At 41.3% G+C, this 14,921-nt stretch carries 14 protein-coding genes, 1 tRNA gene and 4 pseudogenes; 12 read left to right on the forward strand and 7 right to left on the reverse strand.

The annotated features are described in order from the left end of the window. Positions 1–945 (forward strand): alpha-L-glutamate ligase-like protein, encoded by a 945-nt coding sequence (locus tag BLV54_RS00445; protein ID WP_090566157.1) that lies wholly within the window; start codon positions 1–3, stop codon positions 943–945. An 89-nt stretch (positions 946–1,034) separates the two neighbouring features. Here BLV54_RS00445 and BLV54_RS00450 read toward each other — a convergent pair whose 3' ends face one another. Together BLV54_RS00450 and BLV54_RS00455 are read right to left on the reverse strand one after the other, a co-directional pair. After that, on the reverse strand, positions 1,035–1,358 hold the full coding sequence (locus BLV54_RS00450) for a chaperone modulator CbpM (protein ID WP_090566160.1): 324 nt from the start codon (positions 1,356–1,358) through the stop codon (positions 1,035–1,037). Next, on the reverse strand, positions 1,359–2,306 hold the full coding sequence (locus BLV54_RS00455) for a DnaJ C-terminal domain-containing protein (RefSeq protein ID WP_090566163.1): 948 nt from the start codon (positions 2,304–2,306) through the stop codon (positions 1,359–1,361). Positions 2,307–2,632: 326 nt separating this feature from the next. On the opposite strand from BLV54_RS00455, the gene BLV54_RS00460 reads away from it, so the two are divergent. Together BLV54_RS00460 and BLV54_RS00465 are read left to right on the forward strand one after the other, a co-directional pair. Further along, the gene (locus BLV54_RS00460) at positions 2,633–2,935 is read left to right on the forward strand and encodes a YciI family protein (protein ID WP_090566205.1); all 303 of its coding nucleotides are present in this window, start codon (positions 2,633–2,635) and stop codon (positions 2,933–2,935) included. Between the two features lie 203 nt (positions 2,936–3,138). Further along, positions 3,139–3,897 carry a peptidylprolyl isomerase gene (locus tag BLV54_RS00465; RefSeq protein WP_339389429.1) on the forward strand — a complete coding sequence of 253 codons (759 nt, stop codon included), beginning with the start codon at positions 3,139–3,141 and terminating at the stop codon, positions 3,895–3,897. Between the two features lie 38 nt (positions 3,898–3,935). On the opposite strand, the gene alr is transcribed toward BLV54_RS00465, so the two are convergent. Beyond that, on the reverse strand, positions 3,936–5,027 hold the full coding sequence (alr, locus tag BLV54_RS00470; protein WP_090566170.1) for an alanine racemase: 1,092 nt from the start codon (positions 5,025–5,027) through the stop codon (positions 3,936–3,938). 402 nt (positions 5,028–5,429) lie between these two features. On the opposite strand from alr, the gene ftsY reads away from it, so the two are divergent. The 5 genes from ftsY to BLV54_RS00495 all read left to right on the forward strand — a co-directional run bounded on the left by ftsY (position 5,430) and on the right by BLV54_RS00495 (position 9,358). After that, positions 5,430–6,428, forward strand: coding sequence for a signal recognition particle-docking protein FtsY (gene ftsY, locus BLV54_RS00475; protein WP_090566173.1), 999 nt, complete (start codon positions 5,430–5,432; stop codon positions 6,426–6,428). Positions 6,429–6,465: 37 nt separating this feature from the next. Beyond that, complete coding sequence (ftsE, locus tag BLV54_RS00480) at positions 6,466–7,119, forward strand: cell division ATP-binding protein FtsE (protein WP_090566175.1); 654 nt, start codon at positions 6,466–6,468, stop codon at positions 7,117–7,119. After that, positions 7,116–8,024 carry a permease-like cell division protein FtsX gene (ftsX, locus tag BLV54_RS00485; RefSeq protein WP_090566178.1) on the forward strand — a complete coding sequence of 303 codons (909 nt, stop codon included), beginning with the start codon at positions 7,116–7,118 and terminating at the stop codon, positions 8,022–8,024. Before ftsE ends, ftsX begins: the two co-directional genes overlap by 4 nt. A 298-nt stretch (positions 8,025–8,322) precedes the next feature. Continuing rightward, complete coding sequence (rpoH, locus tag BLV54_RS00490; RefSeq protein ID WP_090566181.1) at positions 8,323–9,171, forward strand: RNA polymerase sigma factor RpoH; 849 nt, start codon at positions 8,323–8,325, stop codon at positions 9,169–9,171. Between the two features lie 94 nt (positions 9,172–9,265). Continuing rightward, positions 9,266–9,358, forward strand: a tRNA-Ser gene (locus BLV54_RS00495). A 357-nt stretch (positions 9,359–9,715) separates the two neighbouring features. Here the strand turns inward: BLV54_RS00495 and BLV54_RS00500 are convergent. Next, on the reverse strand, positions 9,716–9,895 hold the full coding sequence (locus tag BLV54_RS00500) for a hypothetical protein (protein WP_143032379.1): 180 nt from the start codon (positions 9,893–9,895) through the stop codon (positions 9,716–9,718). Between the two features lie 115 nt (positions 9,896–10,010). Further along, a complete protein-coding gene (locus tag BLV54_RS00505) occupies positions 10,011–10,694 on the reverse strand; it encodes a RelA/SpoT domain-containing protein (protein WP_176969627.1) in 684 nt (227 codons plus the stop codon). Between the two features lie 152 nt (positions 10,695–10,846). Here BLV54_RS00505 and BLV54_RS00510 point away from each other — a divergent pair. The 3 genes and pseudogenes from BLV54_RS00510 (at position 10,847) to BLV54_RS00520 (ending at position 13,498) form a co-directional block, all read left to right on the forward strand. Further along, positions 10,847–11,683, forward strand: a pseudogene (locus BLV54_RS00510) (NYN domain-containing protein). 148 nt (positions 11,684–11,831) lie between these two features. Next, positions 11,832–12,588: pseudogene (locus BLV54_RS00515) on the forward strand (IS5 family transposase). Between the two features lie 250 nt (positions 12,589–12,838). Then, positions 12,839–13,498, forward strand: a complete 660-nt coding sequence (locus BLV54_RS00520) for a PAQR family membrane homeostasis protein TrhA (protein ID WP_090566192.1) — start codon at positions 12,839–12,841, stop codon at positions 13,496–13,498. A gap of 53 nt (positions 13,499–13,551) precedes the next feature. Here the strand turns inward: BLV54_RS00520 and BLV54_RS00525 are convergent, their stop codons facing one another. Together BLV54_RS00525 and BLV54_RS00530 are read right to left on the reverse strand one after the other, a co-directional pair. Next, positions 13,552–13,839 (reverse strand): DUF1840 domain-containing protein, encoded by a 288-nt coding sequence (locus BLV54_RS00525; protein WP_090566195.1) that lies wholly within the window; start codon positions 13,837–13,839, stop codon positions 13,552–13,554. Between the two features lie 29 nt (positions 13,840–13,868). Then, positions 13,869–14,186 (reverse strand): annotated as a pseudogene (locus BLV54_RS00530) (transposase); the annotation flags it as partial. A 620-nt stretch (positions 14,187–14,806) separates the two neighbouring features. On the opposite strand from BLV54_RS00530, the pseudogene BLV54_RS15345 reads away from it, so the two are divergent. Continuing rightward, positions 14,807–14,921, forward strand: a pseudogene (locus tag BLV54_RS15345) (IS5/IS1182 family transposase); the annotation flags it as partial.

Below are 14,921 nucleotides of genomic sequence, written 5' to 3' on the forward strand. Positions count from 1 at the left end.
ATGCTCAGAACCTTACTAAATCTAAAGCAAGCGGGTGTTGTTGGGATAAACCGACGAAATGCTGATTACATTTTACGTTACAATGAACGTTCCCTCTACCCATTGGTCGATGACAAGCTTCGCACCAAACGACTGGCAATTGCAGCAGGAATTGCTGTACCCGAATTGTATGGTGTTATTGAAATCGAGCACGACATAGGTAATCTTCCCGATATTGTAAGTGGGCATAAAGATTTCGTGGTTAAACCGGCACACGGCTCGGGGGGTAACGGTATTTATGTGATTATTGGACGAATCAATGATCGCTATCAGCATAACAATGGTAGTTTGTTGACAGAGGAAGATCTGGAATATCATATTTCCAATATTTTAAGTGGCATGTATAGCCTCGGTGGTCAACCAGATCAGGCTCTCATAGAATACAGAGTAAAGTTTGATCCATTATTTGAATCAATTAGTTATCGTGGAGTGCCAGATATTCGTACCGTAGTATTCAGAGGGATACCTGTTGCATCAATGGTGCGTTTACCTACACGTATGTCAGACGGTAAGGCAAATTTACATCAAGGTGCAGTGGGAGCAGGAATAGATTTGGCAACCGGACATACTACGAATGCTGTTTGGCAAAACCATCCAGTTGAACAACACCCTGACACTGGTGCCAACATTAGAGGTTTTAAAATACCTCACTGGGATAAGCTATTAACATTGGCATCCCAGTGTTATGAACTAGTCGGATTAGGTTATCTAGGAGTTGATGTTGTATTGGATCGTGAACTTGGTCCTTTGGTACTGGAATTGAACGCAAGGCCTGGTTTATCCATTCAAATTGCTAATGGAATAGGTATGCAAAAACGTCTTGATTATATTGATCAACTCACTGAAATTCCTGTTTCGGCGCAAGAACGAGCATCTCTTGCTCAGGATCTTTATCTACGAATATAGAAAGCCTGCTTTCTAACAGTTAGCTGTGTTAACCCATGCTAACTTGGATTCTTGCCTATTTACTTAGGTGACAATGGGTTTGCTTTAGACTATCCAATATCGCTGGACTTGATTATACTTAAACGAGTGCGTAATATTTCGACCTCTTCAAGAAGCTGGAGCGCCAATGCGGCGCCTGCCAGATTAACGCCAAGATCTTTTTGTAAACGCTGAATAACCTGAACGCGTCGTAGACAAGCACCACTGAAGCGCCACTGTTTGGACGTGATATTCATTGGTTCAAGAATTCCTTCTTCAACTAAAGAAATGATCCACTCTGCATTGACCGCACAGATATGACTTAACTCCCCGAAAGAAAATTCCATATCATCTTCAACGATAATGCCATCGATTGCATCATGATTTATTGTCATTTATACCCCCAATCTGGCGCGCGGATTGAATGCCAGTTTTTGTTCCATTTCTCGGTATAGCATGCGAGCTTGCTCGCTATCAGCTGACGGCAAAATAATTTGCAATATAATGTATAAGTCTCCAGGTGGATGACCTGGAATACCTCGTTCTTTCAGGCGTAGTTTGCGCCCAGATTGGCTGCCAGGGGGTATTTTCAAATCAACAATACCCGCTGGAGTAGGAGCTTTGATTGTTGTCCCCAACGCGGCTTCCCACGGCGTAACAGGAAGTTCGAGAAACACATCCTTTCCCTCAACTTTATAGAAAGGATGCGGTTGAAATGCTACCTCTAAATAAAGATCTCCGGCTCTACTTTGGCCTACACCTGGGCTACCTTGGCCTACGAGACGAATAAGTTGACCCTGACGAATTCCTTTTGGTATTCGCACATTTAATGTACGCTCCTTGATCTGTGGTCGCCCATCAGAGCCTATCTCGGTGTGCTGGAGTGTGATAGCACGAGTTGCTCCATGATAAGCATCTTCAAGATTAATGAATATTTTGGCATGTGTATCTTCGCCGCGTACATTGAAACCATAATCACGATTCTTCCTATTGGCAGTGAAGCGGCTTCCAAATAATGCTTCAAAAAAGTTGCTGAATTTTGAAGCATCTGCTTGGGTAAAGCCACCACCATGAAACTCAAAACCCTGATTCCATCCCGGTGGAGGTTGAAATTCCTGACCACTTTTCCAACTGCAGCCTAATTGATCATAAGCAGCACGTTTTTCAGGATCTTTAAGTACCTCATATGCTTCGCCAATCTCTTTGAAACGGTTCTCGGCATCAGGTTCTTTACTGACATCTGGGTGATATTTTCGTGCCAACTTACGATAGGCGCGTTTAATATCGTCTTGTGTGGCATCTCGTTTGATGCCCAAAATGTTATAGTAATCTTTGAATTCCACTTTACTTTATATTCAATTTATTTTTTATAATTCACAAGATTTCCCAGTTAAAATCAAATTTAAATCTAACACTATATTCGTTTAAGCCAAATCCTATTTAATGTAATTAAGTAAGTATTTAATAATTCTTTTTAATCTATTAGTTGATAATAAATCAATGTAAAGTATAAAAATTGAATCCTAAGAGATTTTTATAATCTCTATAATCTCTATTTAAATTAATATGAAATAATTTCTAATTTACTAATAATTATTTTAGCCTAAATGGTTTAAAAAATTGATATATAAGATTAAAGATAAATTAATAAAAATAGGTAATTAATATGATGTTTTATGTGATAAATGGGGAAGATGCTCCGGATAGCCTTGAAAAGCGCATGATAGCCAGACCAGCACATTTAGAGCGCATCAGAGCATTGCAAAATGAAGGGCGACTTATACTTGCAGGACCCTATCCTGCAATTGATAGTCCCGACCCCGGGCCTGCCGGCTTTTCAGGAAGTTTAATTGTGGCAGAATTTGCTTCACTTGAAGCAGCGCAATCTTGGGCGGAAGCGGATCCTTATATTACCTCAGGAGTATATTCAAAAGTAACTGTTAAACCATTCAAAAAAGTTTTACCAGATTAAACCAAGTTAAATATAAGAGGTTTCATTAATAAGGATTATCAGATATTTTACGTTACCTATGCCTATAATATGCAAAGAATCACGCTTACAGTCAATCATACTGTTAGAGCGTAATCTTGTATAAATAAATTTATATCAATTTTAAATTACTTAGAGGTAGCTGCATGCGCTTAATAAAAATTCTATTGTTAATACCAGTGTGTATGTCGAGTTTTATTGTCACTTCTCTTCATGCCCAATCGACTGCTGCTGTAGCAAAAGTGAATGGAGTAGTCATTCCGCAGGCGAGGCTTGATTTTATGGTCAAAGCGGCTGTAGCTCAAGGCCAACCTGAATCTTCGGAAATGAGAAATGCTCTGCGCGAGAATCTCATAGCGGAGGAGATTATTGTGCAAGAAGCTCTTAAGAAAGGACTTGATCGGGATCCGGATGTGATAACTCAAACCGAACTTGCGCGTCAGGCGATATTAGTTAGAGCCTATCAGGCTGATTACATCAAAAATAATACCGTGAGTGACGCTGTATTACGACGTGAATATGATGCTGTGAAAGCACAGATGGGTGATAAGGAATATAAAGCTCGTCATATCCTGGTTGAAACTGAAGCAGAAGCCAAAGATATCATTGCTTCTCTTAAGAAAAAAGGCGCTTCTTTCGAGAAACTGGCAGGAGAAAAATCAATTGATGTCGGTAGTAAAAACAATGGGGGTGAATTAGGATGGAGCGCAGCTGCAGCCTATGTCAAGCCTTTTGCGGAAGCTTTGCAGAACCTCAAAAAAGGAAGTACGACTGAAAAACCGGTGCAAACTTCTTTCGGATGGCATGTAATTCGCCTAGAAGATGTACGTACTGCAGTCACACCTCCATTTGAAGAAGTAAAATCGAATATGCAGCAACGTGTATTACAGCGAAACTTTGCTACAACTGTGCAAGATTTACGTAGTAAAGCTAAAGTTGAATAAACATATTTTTGCTTGGGAGTCAGTGAAGTTAAAAGGCTTTACTGATTCTCGTTTGTTACTGTTAATGCCTTAACTCTTGAGGATAAAGCACAAAACAATTCATAACTGATTGTACCCGCAGATTTTGCTACCTCTTCTATTGGTAACTCGTTTCCCCACAAAATTACTGGACTCCCAATACTAGCATTTTTAACCCCAGTAAGATCAACAGTTAGCATGTCCATGGATATACGTCCCACTATACGTGTACGCTGCCCATTGACAAGCACTGGTGTTCCTGTGGGCGCATGTCGTGGATATCCATCAGCATAACCGCATGCAACGATACCAATATGCATTGGTTGTTCGGCCTGAAATTGACCGCAATATCCAACTTTTTCTTTTGCATCAATATGTTGTGTGGCAATTATTCTGCTTGAAACCGTCATGACAGGGCGTAAACCCAGCTCTGAAGAGGTTTTATCTATCAGAGGGGATGCACCATAGAGCATAATGCCAGGACGTACCCAGTCAGCATGTGCTTCTGGATATTGTAAAATTGCTGCAGAGTTTGCCAATGAGCATGGCAGATGATATTTTCCAAAAAATAAGCGGAAACGTTTGAGCTGTTGATTGACTTCGTCTTTTTTAGAGGGATCATCTGCACAGGCAAAATGTGTCATTAACGTAATTTGATTGATATACGGATTAATCCTTAGCGTGTCAAGTACGGCTAATCCTTCCTTGCGTGTGAAACCAAGACGATTCATTCCTGTATTGATTTTAAGAAATATATTTATCTTAGTTTTTTGTTTTGTTGAGGAGAGCATAGTCAATTGCTCATGATTGTGTATTACTGTACTTAATTGATACTGCCTTATAATTGCTAGCTCTGCCTCAGAGAAAAAACCTTCAAGAAGCAAAATGGGTTGATAAATACCTGCTTCTCTTAAGCGTACAGCAGCATCGAGTTCAAGAACAGCAAAAGCATCCGCGGCTTTTAGAGCACTTGCAGTATTGAGTAAGCCATGCCCATAAGCATTTGCCTTGATTACTGCCATGATACGTGCGTTTTGCGCATGTTTGCGTACGATGCAAAGATTATGTTCAAGTGCTGAAAGATCAATCAGTGTATGGATTGGGCGAGGCATTGATATTATTTATTTGGAAGATAACTTTATCTCAATTGCTTGAATTTTATTCTATTTCTTTAGAAGAGATTGCAAGGGTACAAGAAAAAAAGAAAGATATATTTGATTAAGTCAATAGGTTATAACAGATACAAGTTGATTGAATTATATTACGGACAGCTAATTTTTCCACTTTAAACTAGTAATATGGATTATCAGAAAAACATTTTGATGTAACATAAAAAATAATATGTTAGAAAATTCATCTTTATAAAGGAAATTGGTATTTTAATACCGCAACTATTTGATTATTTAAGTAATGTGATAAGAATATAGCGCGCTGATTTTTAACACACTCAAATTTGTGTAATAGGAATAAAATCAGCATTTATTGTGAATTCAGAGTAACTACAGCCTACCAGAATGTTTAGCCTTTTTAAATCTAAAAAAAATTCTACTGAAAAAAATCCCACTGAAGATAATTCTAATACGGAGAGTTGGACAAGCAAAGTCAGACAAGGGCTTGCTCGGACCCGGCAGAATTTCGGCAAGCAATTATCCAGTTTATTGGGTAGTCGCAAAATAGATGAAGCTCTCTATGATGAGCTCGAAACCATCTTGCTTACCGCAGATACTGGCGTGAATGCTACAAATTGGTTGCTGGAAACATTGCGTAAAAAAGTGAAACGAGATGCGTTGAGCAACGCAGAGCAACTAAAAGGAGCGCTTCAGGAGACTTTGGTTAGTTTGCTTGCGCCATTGGCACAACCACTTGATGTTACGACGAAGAAACCCTTTATTATTATGATAACAGGTGTAAACGGCGTTGGGAAAACCACTACGATTGGAAAACTTGCTCATTATTTTCAATCACAAGGTAAATCGGTATTACTGGCTGCTGGAGATACATTCCGTGCAGCAGCGCGAGAGCAATTATTGGCATGGGGCGAACGTAATGGCGTTATAGTTATTGCCCAGGAGAGCGATTCCCAGAAAAAGAGTGATCCGGCAGCTGTCATATTCGATGCAATCAATGCAGCCAAAGCACGAGATATCGATATAGTATTGGCCGATACTGCTGGTCGTTTGACTACTCAATTGCATCTAATGGAAGAAATTAAAAAGATCAAACGTGTTATCAACAAAGCGTTACCAGATGCGCCACATGAGGTCTTATTAGTATTGGATGCCAATACAGGTCAGAATGCACTTAACCAGCTCAAGGCTTTTGATGAAGCACTTGGGGTGACAGGCTTAGTTCTTACCAAACTGGATGGAACTGCCAAAGGCGGTGTAATCGCTGCTATAGCCGCACAATATCCACAAGACCCTCCTGCCTTGCGCTTTATCGGGATAGGAGAAGGGCTGGATGATCTAAGACCCTTTAATGCGCAGGAATTTGTCGAGGCAATATTTGATTAAGCTTTTAACAGTTTAAATCTTGGTGGTAGTAGTATTTATGATTAGCTTTATCAATGTCTACAAGCGTTACCCAGACGGCTTTGAAGCTCTAAAAAATGTTGCTTTTACAATTCATTCGGGTGAACTAGTATTGGTAGCTGGCCACTCAGGTGCTGGTAAAAGCACTATGTTAAAGCTTATTGCAGCAATTGAACGACCCACATCTGGCAATATCATGGTAAGCGACCAGAATGTCAATGCACTTAAGAAAAATACAATTCCTTTTTTGCGGCGTAGCCTGGGTTTAATTTTTCAAGATCAGAAAATTTTGTATGATCGAACTGTTTTTGCCAATGTTATGCTGCCACTACAAATACGAGGCTTTCAGAGAAAGACTGCGGCTAGCAGAGTTCGAGCCGCACTTGATAAGGTTGGGTTGCTGGAAAAGGAAAATGCTTACCCCATCACATTATCAGGGGGCGAGAAGCAACGATTATGTATTGCTCGAGCAGTAGTTCATCGTCCATCTATTTTGATAGCCGATGAGCCAACAGCGAATCTTGATGCAGATTATGCGCAGAGCATTATGGAAGTATTCAGATCTTTTCATCAAGTAGGCGTTACTGTAGTAATTGCTACCCACGACACAGCAATATTAAATGATAACCGGTATCGTATTCTTACACTCAATCAAGGAAAGCTGGTTATATGAACATATGGTTATTTCAACATTGGCAAGCACTAAGCCAGACATTCAAAAAGCTTGTAAATGCACCATTATCTAGCCTCCTGAGCATTATTGTGATTGGTATTGCTTTCAGTTTACCTCTTGGTATTTATACTTTGCTTGGGAATCTGCAAACTATCTCGGGTGATACTGTCAATACGCCCCAATTAAGTTTATTTCTTAAACTGAACGCGTCACACGCAGATATTGAAAATATTAATTCACAGTTAGAGAAATTTCCTTCTATTGCAAGTTTTCAATTCATCTCCAAGGAAATTGCCTTGCAACAGCTACAACAAGAAAGTAGTTTAAATGATATTGCAAGCAATCTTATAAGAAATCCATTGCCTGATGCTTTTATTATCAATATCCAGCAAATTTCACCTGATGAACTTGAGAATATACGCGCTACCATAAAAAAATGGCCTGAGGTAGAGCATGTTCAGGTCGATACCGATTGGGCCAGGCGATTGGATGCTTTACTCAGATTAGGTCAGCTTGCCGTATTAATGTTAGCTGTGTTATTGAGTCTAGCGTTGGTAATAGTAGTTTTCAACACTATTCGCCTGCAGATATTGACCAAACGGGATGAAATTGAAGTCTCTAAGTTAATCGGTGCTACAGACAGCTTCATTCGTCGTCCTTTTCTCTATTTTGGTGCAATACAAGGAATGGGCGGTGCGATAGCTGCCTGGCTCCTCATTGCTTTAAGCATTCAGGCAATCAATGAAAGTTTAGTTGAGCTTGCGCAACTCTATGCATCGGATTTTCATTTGAACCATCTTTCTTTACAAGATAGCCTTAGCCTGCTTATTTTTTCAGCGTTGCTGGGGTGGTTGGGAGCAAGGCTATCAGTTGCACAGCATCTTTCTCAAATAGAACCAAAATAAAGATGTTGATTTTTAGTGGGTAAACTTTTTCATACCCAGCGTCTCCTATACACAGACTCACTTTTACTCACTTTTACTCACTTTCTAGATTTTTATCTTCAAAAAGTAAGATATTTCCTGAATATTCAGGAAATATTTATTTTATTTCTACACTAAAATTTGGGTCTTCAAAAGATTTTCTCTCTTAAATTTCTTAATGATGAGGGAAACTTCAGGGATTATTAGCACTCTCATTGCGTGAGTGCTAAAATAAATTTTAAAATAATAACAATTTAAAACTGAAGTTAAAGGAGAAAGTATGACAACAACTCTAGCGTTACCAATGATAGTGGAAGGTAGTATTGAAGGATATATTCAAACTGTTAACCGCTTTCCTATGCTATCCCAAGAGGAAGAAATTCGTTTGGCGAAATGTCTGAGGGATGAAAATGATATAAAAGCTGCTCATCAATTGGTGTTATCGCATCTAAGAGTAGTAGTTGCTATAGCTCGGGGCTATTTAGGTTATGGGCTACCCCATGCTGATTTAATACAGGAAGGTAATATCGGATTAATGAAAGCTGTGAAACGATTTGATCCGGAGCGTGGCGTACGCCTTGTTTCATTTGCCATTCATTGGATTAAAGCAGAAATTCATGAATTCATCATGCGAAATTGGAGATTAGTCAAAATCGCAACTACCAAACAGCAACGTAAGTTATTTTTTAATTTACGGAGTATGAAACAAGGTCTGGATACCCTGAATCAGGAAGAAGTGGCTGTGATAGCAAAGCAATTGGGAGTCAAATCTGAAGAAGTAGTCGAAATGGAAACCCGCTTTAGTGGTCGCGATATTTCATTGGAGCCATTATCAGAAGAAGATGATGAAAGCTGTAGTCCAATTAATTATTTGACTGATGGAATAGACCCGTCGCAAGTATGTGAGAAAGAACAGATTTCTCGCATATACCATGAAAGACTTAAAGAATCACTTGCAAAACTTGATGATCGTAGTCGTCATATTATTGAGGCCCGCTGGTTAAGAGAAAAAGATACTGCGACGCTTCATGAATTGGCTGAAGAACTGGGGGTATCAGCTGAGCGGGTTCGACAGATTGAAGTCAAAGCAATTCAGAAAATAAGAAATGCAGTTGCTGATGCCGTCTAATTTATACAAAGATCATGCTTTTTGTTATAAATAAAACGGCTATAAACTGGTAAACTATGAAGGTTTGCAAATTTATATTTTGAATACCGCGCGTGGAGAGGTACCGAAGTGGCCATAACGGCGCTGACTCGAAATCAGATGGTTGGGGTAACCTGGCACGTGGGTTCGAATCCCACCCTCTCCGCCAATAATCTATGTAAGTACTTGATTATAAAGTAAATTTTAAGAAAATATCATTTATACCGTACCTTTTACCGTACTGAAGAACAATATTAAAATACATTTCATTTTCGGTAACGAGTGCCGGTCATCAATCAAACTTTAATTTCCCAGCTTAACGGGTATTTGCATTCTCAACATAGAGAATTCTTTTTATACGATTAGTATTATCTATAAAAGTTTAGATTTAATCTGACTGATTCAAAAATAGAATTCAATAAGCGCTGACAATTGGCATCATTGAAATGACCGCTTTGTGCCATTAGCAATCAATGAGGAAAATCTACTTAACATCTGCTAGACATCAAAAAGCAGCCATTCAACATCAAGCATAATTAGTCCACGGATCGTCTTTGTCATTTTCCTCATCATAGTTTCTATTTCGTATTTCTCTTTCAGCCTCGGTTCGACGCTGTTCTGATGTGATCATGAGGTTAAGTTCTGCGATATGCCTTTTAGCGAATGCTTGGACCTCTGATCTCTCATCTTCAAGCCATTCAGTCAAGGCTTCCTTCCTAGATCTCCACGCGTTCGCAAATCCAAATTCACCTCTAACCAAATAGCGTAGTCCTTAAGTCCTGTTAGGATTTCATAACGCTCATTGTTATTCTGAGCATCATTCAATAGGTTGGCGATGTCTTTGTCGAAGAGCTCTTTGCTTTGAAGAAGTCGTTCATAATCTTGCTGAGCTTTCTGTATTTCAAAGCCTGCCGGTATAAGGTACTTGTCCATAATCTGCTCAAATCGACGGAAAATGCCTTCCATAGCTTTCTTTCCGTACCATTGCCCATTTCGGCTTTATAAATAGGATCATGGGATGTCTCGGACCAAGCGTGGTTTAGAATGGTCTGGATCTGAATTTCACATCGAAGATCAGCGAACTTCGCATATTCTGGTAGATGCGTGCGATCCTCACGTAACCGAACCGTATAATGAATTGCCCGGTATCGTACCCTTTTGTTTTCAAGAGTAGGATGGTGAACCTTCGTCGAATCTTCTTCAATCTCGAAATTTTCTCGGATTAGTGGTGATGCCAGAAAGTGATCAACGTCATTGTTGGTATAGAAGATAAGCCTGACACCCGCGAGATCTCGGCGATCTAGCTCCAGTGTCTGTGTATCCAGTTTGCCCAACTCGGTTAGTCGTCGCCGCAAGCTTTCGATTTCTTTAGCTCGGCACTGAATGGATTGAGGTCTTGGTAAATTTTCGGTGACTAGTAACGCTTTCTCCAAAATGAAACGAACCGTTTCAGCGAAAGCTTTGTAGATCGGGAAGTATTTCTTCTCGTAGTCATCAAGGTTCACATATTTCAGTTCCACTTGTATTCATATTCTTACCAGAACGGGGAGGATCGGAAAGGACAGTATATATTCTGTATACTTTCAACTTCAAATAACTTCAGGAATTTTCCCATAAACATGTTCACTACAAATTTTGATTATCTTCGGACTACTCTATGAGTGCCGACAACAACAATCCCAGGCTAGCGGTATTGATTGATGCGGACAACACCTTTAAGGTGATCGACCTCATTGATGAATTGTTCGAGGAAATATCAAAATTCGGAGATGCGAATGTCAGGCGTATTTATGGTGACTGGACTCAAAATCAGTTGAGCTGATGGAAGGAAATGTTGCCCAAACACGCTATCCAACCCATTCAGCAATATGCCAACACCAAAGGCAAGAATGCAACGGATAGCGCGCTGATCATTGATGCTATGGATCTGCTCTACACAGCCCCGCTGGACGGTTTTTGTATCGTTTCTAGCGACAGCGACTTCACCAGGCTGGCGATTCGATTCCGAGAAGCCGGTAAACTGGTCTACGGTTTTGGTAAGAAAAAAACACCGGAATCATTGCAAGCCGCCTGCAACGAATTCAAGTACTTCGAAATCCTTTCGCAAAATAAGCAGGTCGACAGTGAAGATGATCTTTCGACACAAGCGGAAGATATTTCTAGCAAATCCAAAGCGAGTCCGAAAAAGAAAACCACAAAATCTACGACAACTTCGAGCGAAGCTTCAACCATAATACCCGGTACCAAGAAAAATTCCAGGGAGCTGGCGATGGACACCAAACTGGTATCACTGATCCGCTCTGCAATTGAAGCGATTTCCGATGAAGATGGCTTTGCTAACATGGGAGAGGTGAAAAAACATATTGTGAAGAACTTCTCAGCATTTGATTCGCGAAATTATGGTTACGCAAAATTCAGCGACCTCATAAAGGCCATTGGCTTGTTCGAAGTAGACACTCAGAATCAGCGTATTAAGGATAAAAGGAAAAAATGAGCGAGACACGTGTTTAATAGCCGATAAAATTTCGTTTCTTTTTGCGGCGACAGACTAAGGTCTGTTGACGTTTTGAGATAAGTATTTCATAAATAGAAGAAAACTCGTAATATTGGGGTTCTCGCACAATCAATAAAACGAGTTTGCAATGCCCCGATTAATGCTCAGTGATGAGTTCTGGTCGAAGCTGGAGAAGGTTCTGCTTCAAGAAACAATTTATACAAGCGCAATCTGCGCATGACGGTAGAAGGTATGCGGTATCGAATGGGGTTGGTTTGCCCGTGGCGAGACTTACCCAAGGTGTTTGGGTATTGGAATTCAATCTACAAGAGATTCAATGCTTGGTCATCCAGTAACAAGTGGGTCGGGGTTTTCAAGGCACTGATCATTGATCCGGATTGGGAGTGGAAATTCATTGACGGCAGCTACATTAAAGCGCATCAGCATAGTGCGGGTGCAGCAGGTCAAGAACCGCAGGCTATCGGGAAAAGCCGTGCGGGTAACACCATAAAGATACATTTGGCGATGGATGGTTGTGGCTTACCAGTCGAGTTTGAGATTACCGCTGGAGAAGTGAATGATTGTTCTGTAGCACCGCAGTTTATTGCCAAGTTACCCGATGCGGAAGCAATGGTAGCGGATAGGGGCTATGACAGTGAATGTATACGTGAGCAGATAGTAAAGAAGGGAGCCAGAGGGCTGTGATACCAACAAGGCGCAACTCAGTGAAAGGTGACGCAGATATGGATTGGGGATTGGGGATTATATAGATACCGGCATTGGGTAGAAAACGCTTTTGCCCGGCTAAAACAGTGCTAGCAGTAGCAACGCGATATGACAAACGGAAGAGAAATTACGAAAGTATGGTTGCCATGGCATGTGGATATCTATGGCTACCTATGTGAAATGTTAACAGACCTTAGCCTTGTTAAACTACTCCACGCTAATGCGTGTACCGATCAGCGTGGACATTGCAAATACTTTTCATAAAGTTGTACCCAGAGGTGAACAGAATTGGCTTCCACTTCTCAAAATGCTGTGTATTCGATTATCTCCGATCGACGAAAAATCAAGTTCAAGTACCTCCCGGAAACGGTGTTGCTTGACCCATCAAGTCGTTTTTCACACCCGCGTTAGACCGCAGGTTGGAAAATCGTGAAAATATTGCTTGCAGAACCCGAACGTGAGCAGTCCCGAGGGGAAGAGATCGCGAACAGCATCAGCCATGGTATAGGATTGGTCGCAGCACTTGTGGCAACCCCATTTCTTATTATGCATGCAGTGCAGCACGCAGATACGGAATTCATCGCCGGTGCGAGTCTCTTCGCGGCAACGATGGTGCTGCTTTATCTTGCTTCCACTCTATATCACGCCCTGCCGCGAGGCAAGGCCAAGTGTGTGTTTAAAATTGTCGAACACAGCGCGATCTTTCTCCTTATCGCCGGTACCTACACGCCGTTCACGCTTGGTGTGCTTCGTGGCGCATGGGGCTGGATGCTCCTTGGGATCGTCTGGAGCTTTGCCGCAATCGGGGTGGCACTGAAGGTGTTTGATAAGATGTACAACCCCATCATCTCTACCAGTCTTTATCTGCTTATGGGGTGGCTCATTCTGATCGCGATTTATCCGTTATATACCCGCATACCTGCATCCGGCCTACTATGGTTAGTTGCAGGGGGCATGGCTTACACCGTTGGCGTGTTTTTTTTTGTGACCGATTCGCGCTTTCGATACGGTCATTTCATCTGGCATTTGTTTGTAATGGTGGGTACTGCATGTCATTACGTCGCGGTGCTCCGGTATGCGGCCTCCTAGCATGACTCCTGCAGATAGACCTTCCACTTAGCCTATTTTCTCCTGGTATCGATTTATTTCCACATTACGTCACAGCCTGCCTTTGCTACGGCAGTCAGTAGCTCAATTAGAGGCAGTCCTCGATTAACCATGCTCACCGCTGGCTCATCCGTATCCTTTGCTGGTGAGACTTCTTTTTGTGCATTTAAAGCGGCTGTTAACCGACTCGGCGCTTGAGGGACATCCGCTGCCAGAATAGCGCCTGGCACGGTTGCACTGTACTCCATCATTTTCAACATGGTAAGCGCGTCATTCCCAAACATGGTGTCGGCATAGACATCGGTTGTAAATGTCATGAGCATACATTTCTCCTTGAATGAGTAATGAATTGATATCGCGTTGCCACTGCCCGGTACTGTTTTAGCCGGGCAAAAGCGTTTTCTACCCAATGCCGGTATCTATATAATCCCCAATCCATATCTGCGTTACCTTTCACTGAGTTGCGCCTTGTTGGTATCACAGCCCTGGCTCCCTTCTTTACTATCTGCTCACGTATACATTCACTGTCATAGCCCCTATCCGCTACCATTGCTTCCGCATCGGGTAACTTGGCAATAAGGTGCGGTGCTACAGAACAATCATTCACTTCTCCAGCGGTAATCTCAAACTCGACCGGTAAGCCACAATCATCCACCGCCAAATGTATCTTTATGTCAGGATCAATTGGTTGGCCGCGTTTACGTATTCCATCTATATCCTTTGCGTAGTCATAATAGTAAACACATAGAAACAGTTTGAGTTGACCCTCGATCAGCGCTCCTAGGCTGGCCCACGCGAGAATGAGGTCACCATAGGAAGACGCATTTACCCACCGCGATAAGCTCATCGCTAAGGATGCTTGCCATTGAAGCATCGATCTATCCAGAAGATTTGCAGCGTCTCCCGAAGCCCAACCGCCACCTTCCCAGAAATTCATTATGCTTTGCGTAAGAATGGCGATTCTTTTGCATAGCTCATCTGCATCATAGTTCAGTGTGTCTTTATCAGGATGCATCTTCATCTTCTGATTAAACAAGTAATTATAAAATTTTACTATTGCCCGGTTAAGCAAAACCAAGATCAAGCTATTGAGTTGACGAAGGATTTTTAGGATTCTGTGGTGTAACAGTTCACGCAACATCCGTACATGTGCTAATTGATCCATCACTGTCTTAAATCGAGATAGAGCCGATGCTAGGGTCTGTTGACGTTTTGAGATAAGTATTTCATAAATAGAAGCAAACTCGTAATATTGAGAGGTTCTCACACCACCAATAAAACGAGTTTGCGATGCCCCGATTGATGCTTACTGATGAGTTCTGGTCGAAGCTGGAGAAAATTCTGCTTCAAGAAGCGATTTATAACAAGCGCAATTTGCGCATGACGATAGAAGGTATGTTATATC

This window comes from Nitrosomonas sp. Nm33 (genome assembly GCF_900107265.1).
Lineage (GTDB): Bacteria > Pseudomonadota > Gammaproteobacteria > Burkholderiales > Nitrosomonadaceae > Nitrosomonas.

Coding starts and splice junctions, on each gene's coding strand:
- BLV54_RS00445 (WP_090566157.1), top strand. CDS start 1: ATGCTCAGAACCTTACTAAATCTAAAGCAAGCGGGTGTTGTTGGGATA.
- BLV54_RS00450 (WP_090566160.1), bottom strand. CDS start 1,358: ATGACAATAAATCATGATGCAATCGATGGCATTATCGTTGAAGATGAT.
- BLV54_RS00460 (WP_090566205.1), top strand. CDS start 2,633: ATGTTTTATGTGATAAATGGGGAAGATGCTCCGGATAGCCTTGAAAAG.
- BLV54_RS00465 (WP_339389429.1), top strand. CDS start 3,139: ATGTCGAGTTTTATTGTCACTTCTCTTCATGCCCAATCGACTGCTGCT.
- alr (WP_090566170.1), bottom strand. CDS start 5,027: ATGCCTCGCCCAATCCATACACTGATTGATCTTTCAGCACTTGAACAT.
- ftsY (WP_090566173.1), top strand. CDS start 5,430: ATGTTTAGCCTTTTTAAATCTAAAAAAAATTCTACTGAAAAAAATCCC.
- ftsE (WP_090566175.1), top strand. CDS start 6,466: ATGATTAGCTTTATCAATGTCTACAAGCGTTACCCAGACGGCTTTGAA.
- ftsX (WP_090566178.1), top strand. CDS start 7,116: ATGAACATATGGTTATTTCAACATTGGCAAGCACTAAGCCAGACATTC.
- rpoH (WP_090566181.1), top strand. CDS start 8,323: ATGACAACAACTCTAGCGTTACCAATGATAGTGGAAGGTAGTATTGAA.
- BLV54_RS00525 (WP_090566195.1), bottom strand. CDS start 13,839: ATGCTCATGACATTTACAACCGATGTCTATGCCGACACCATGTTTGGG.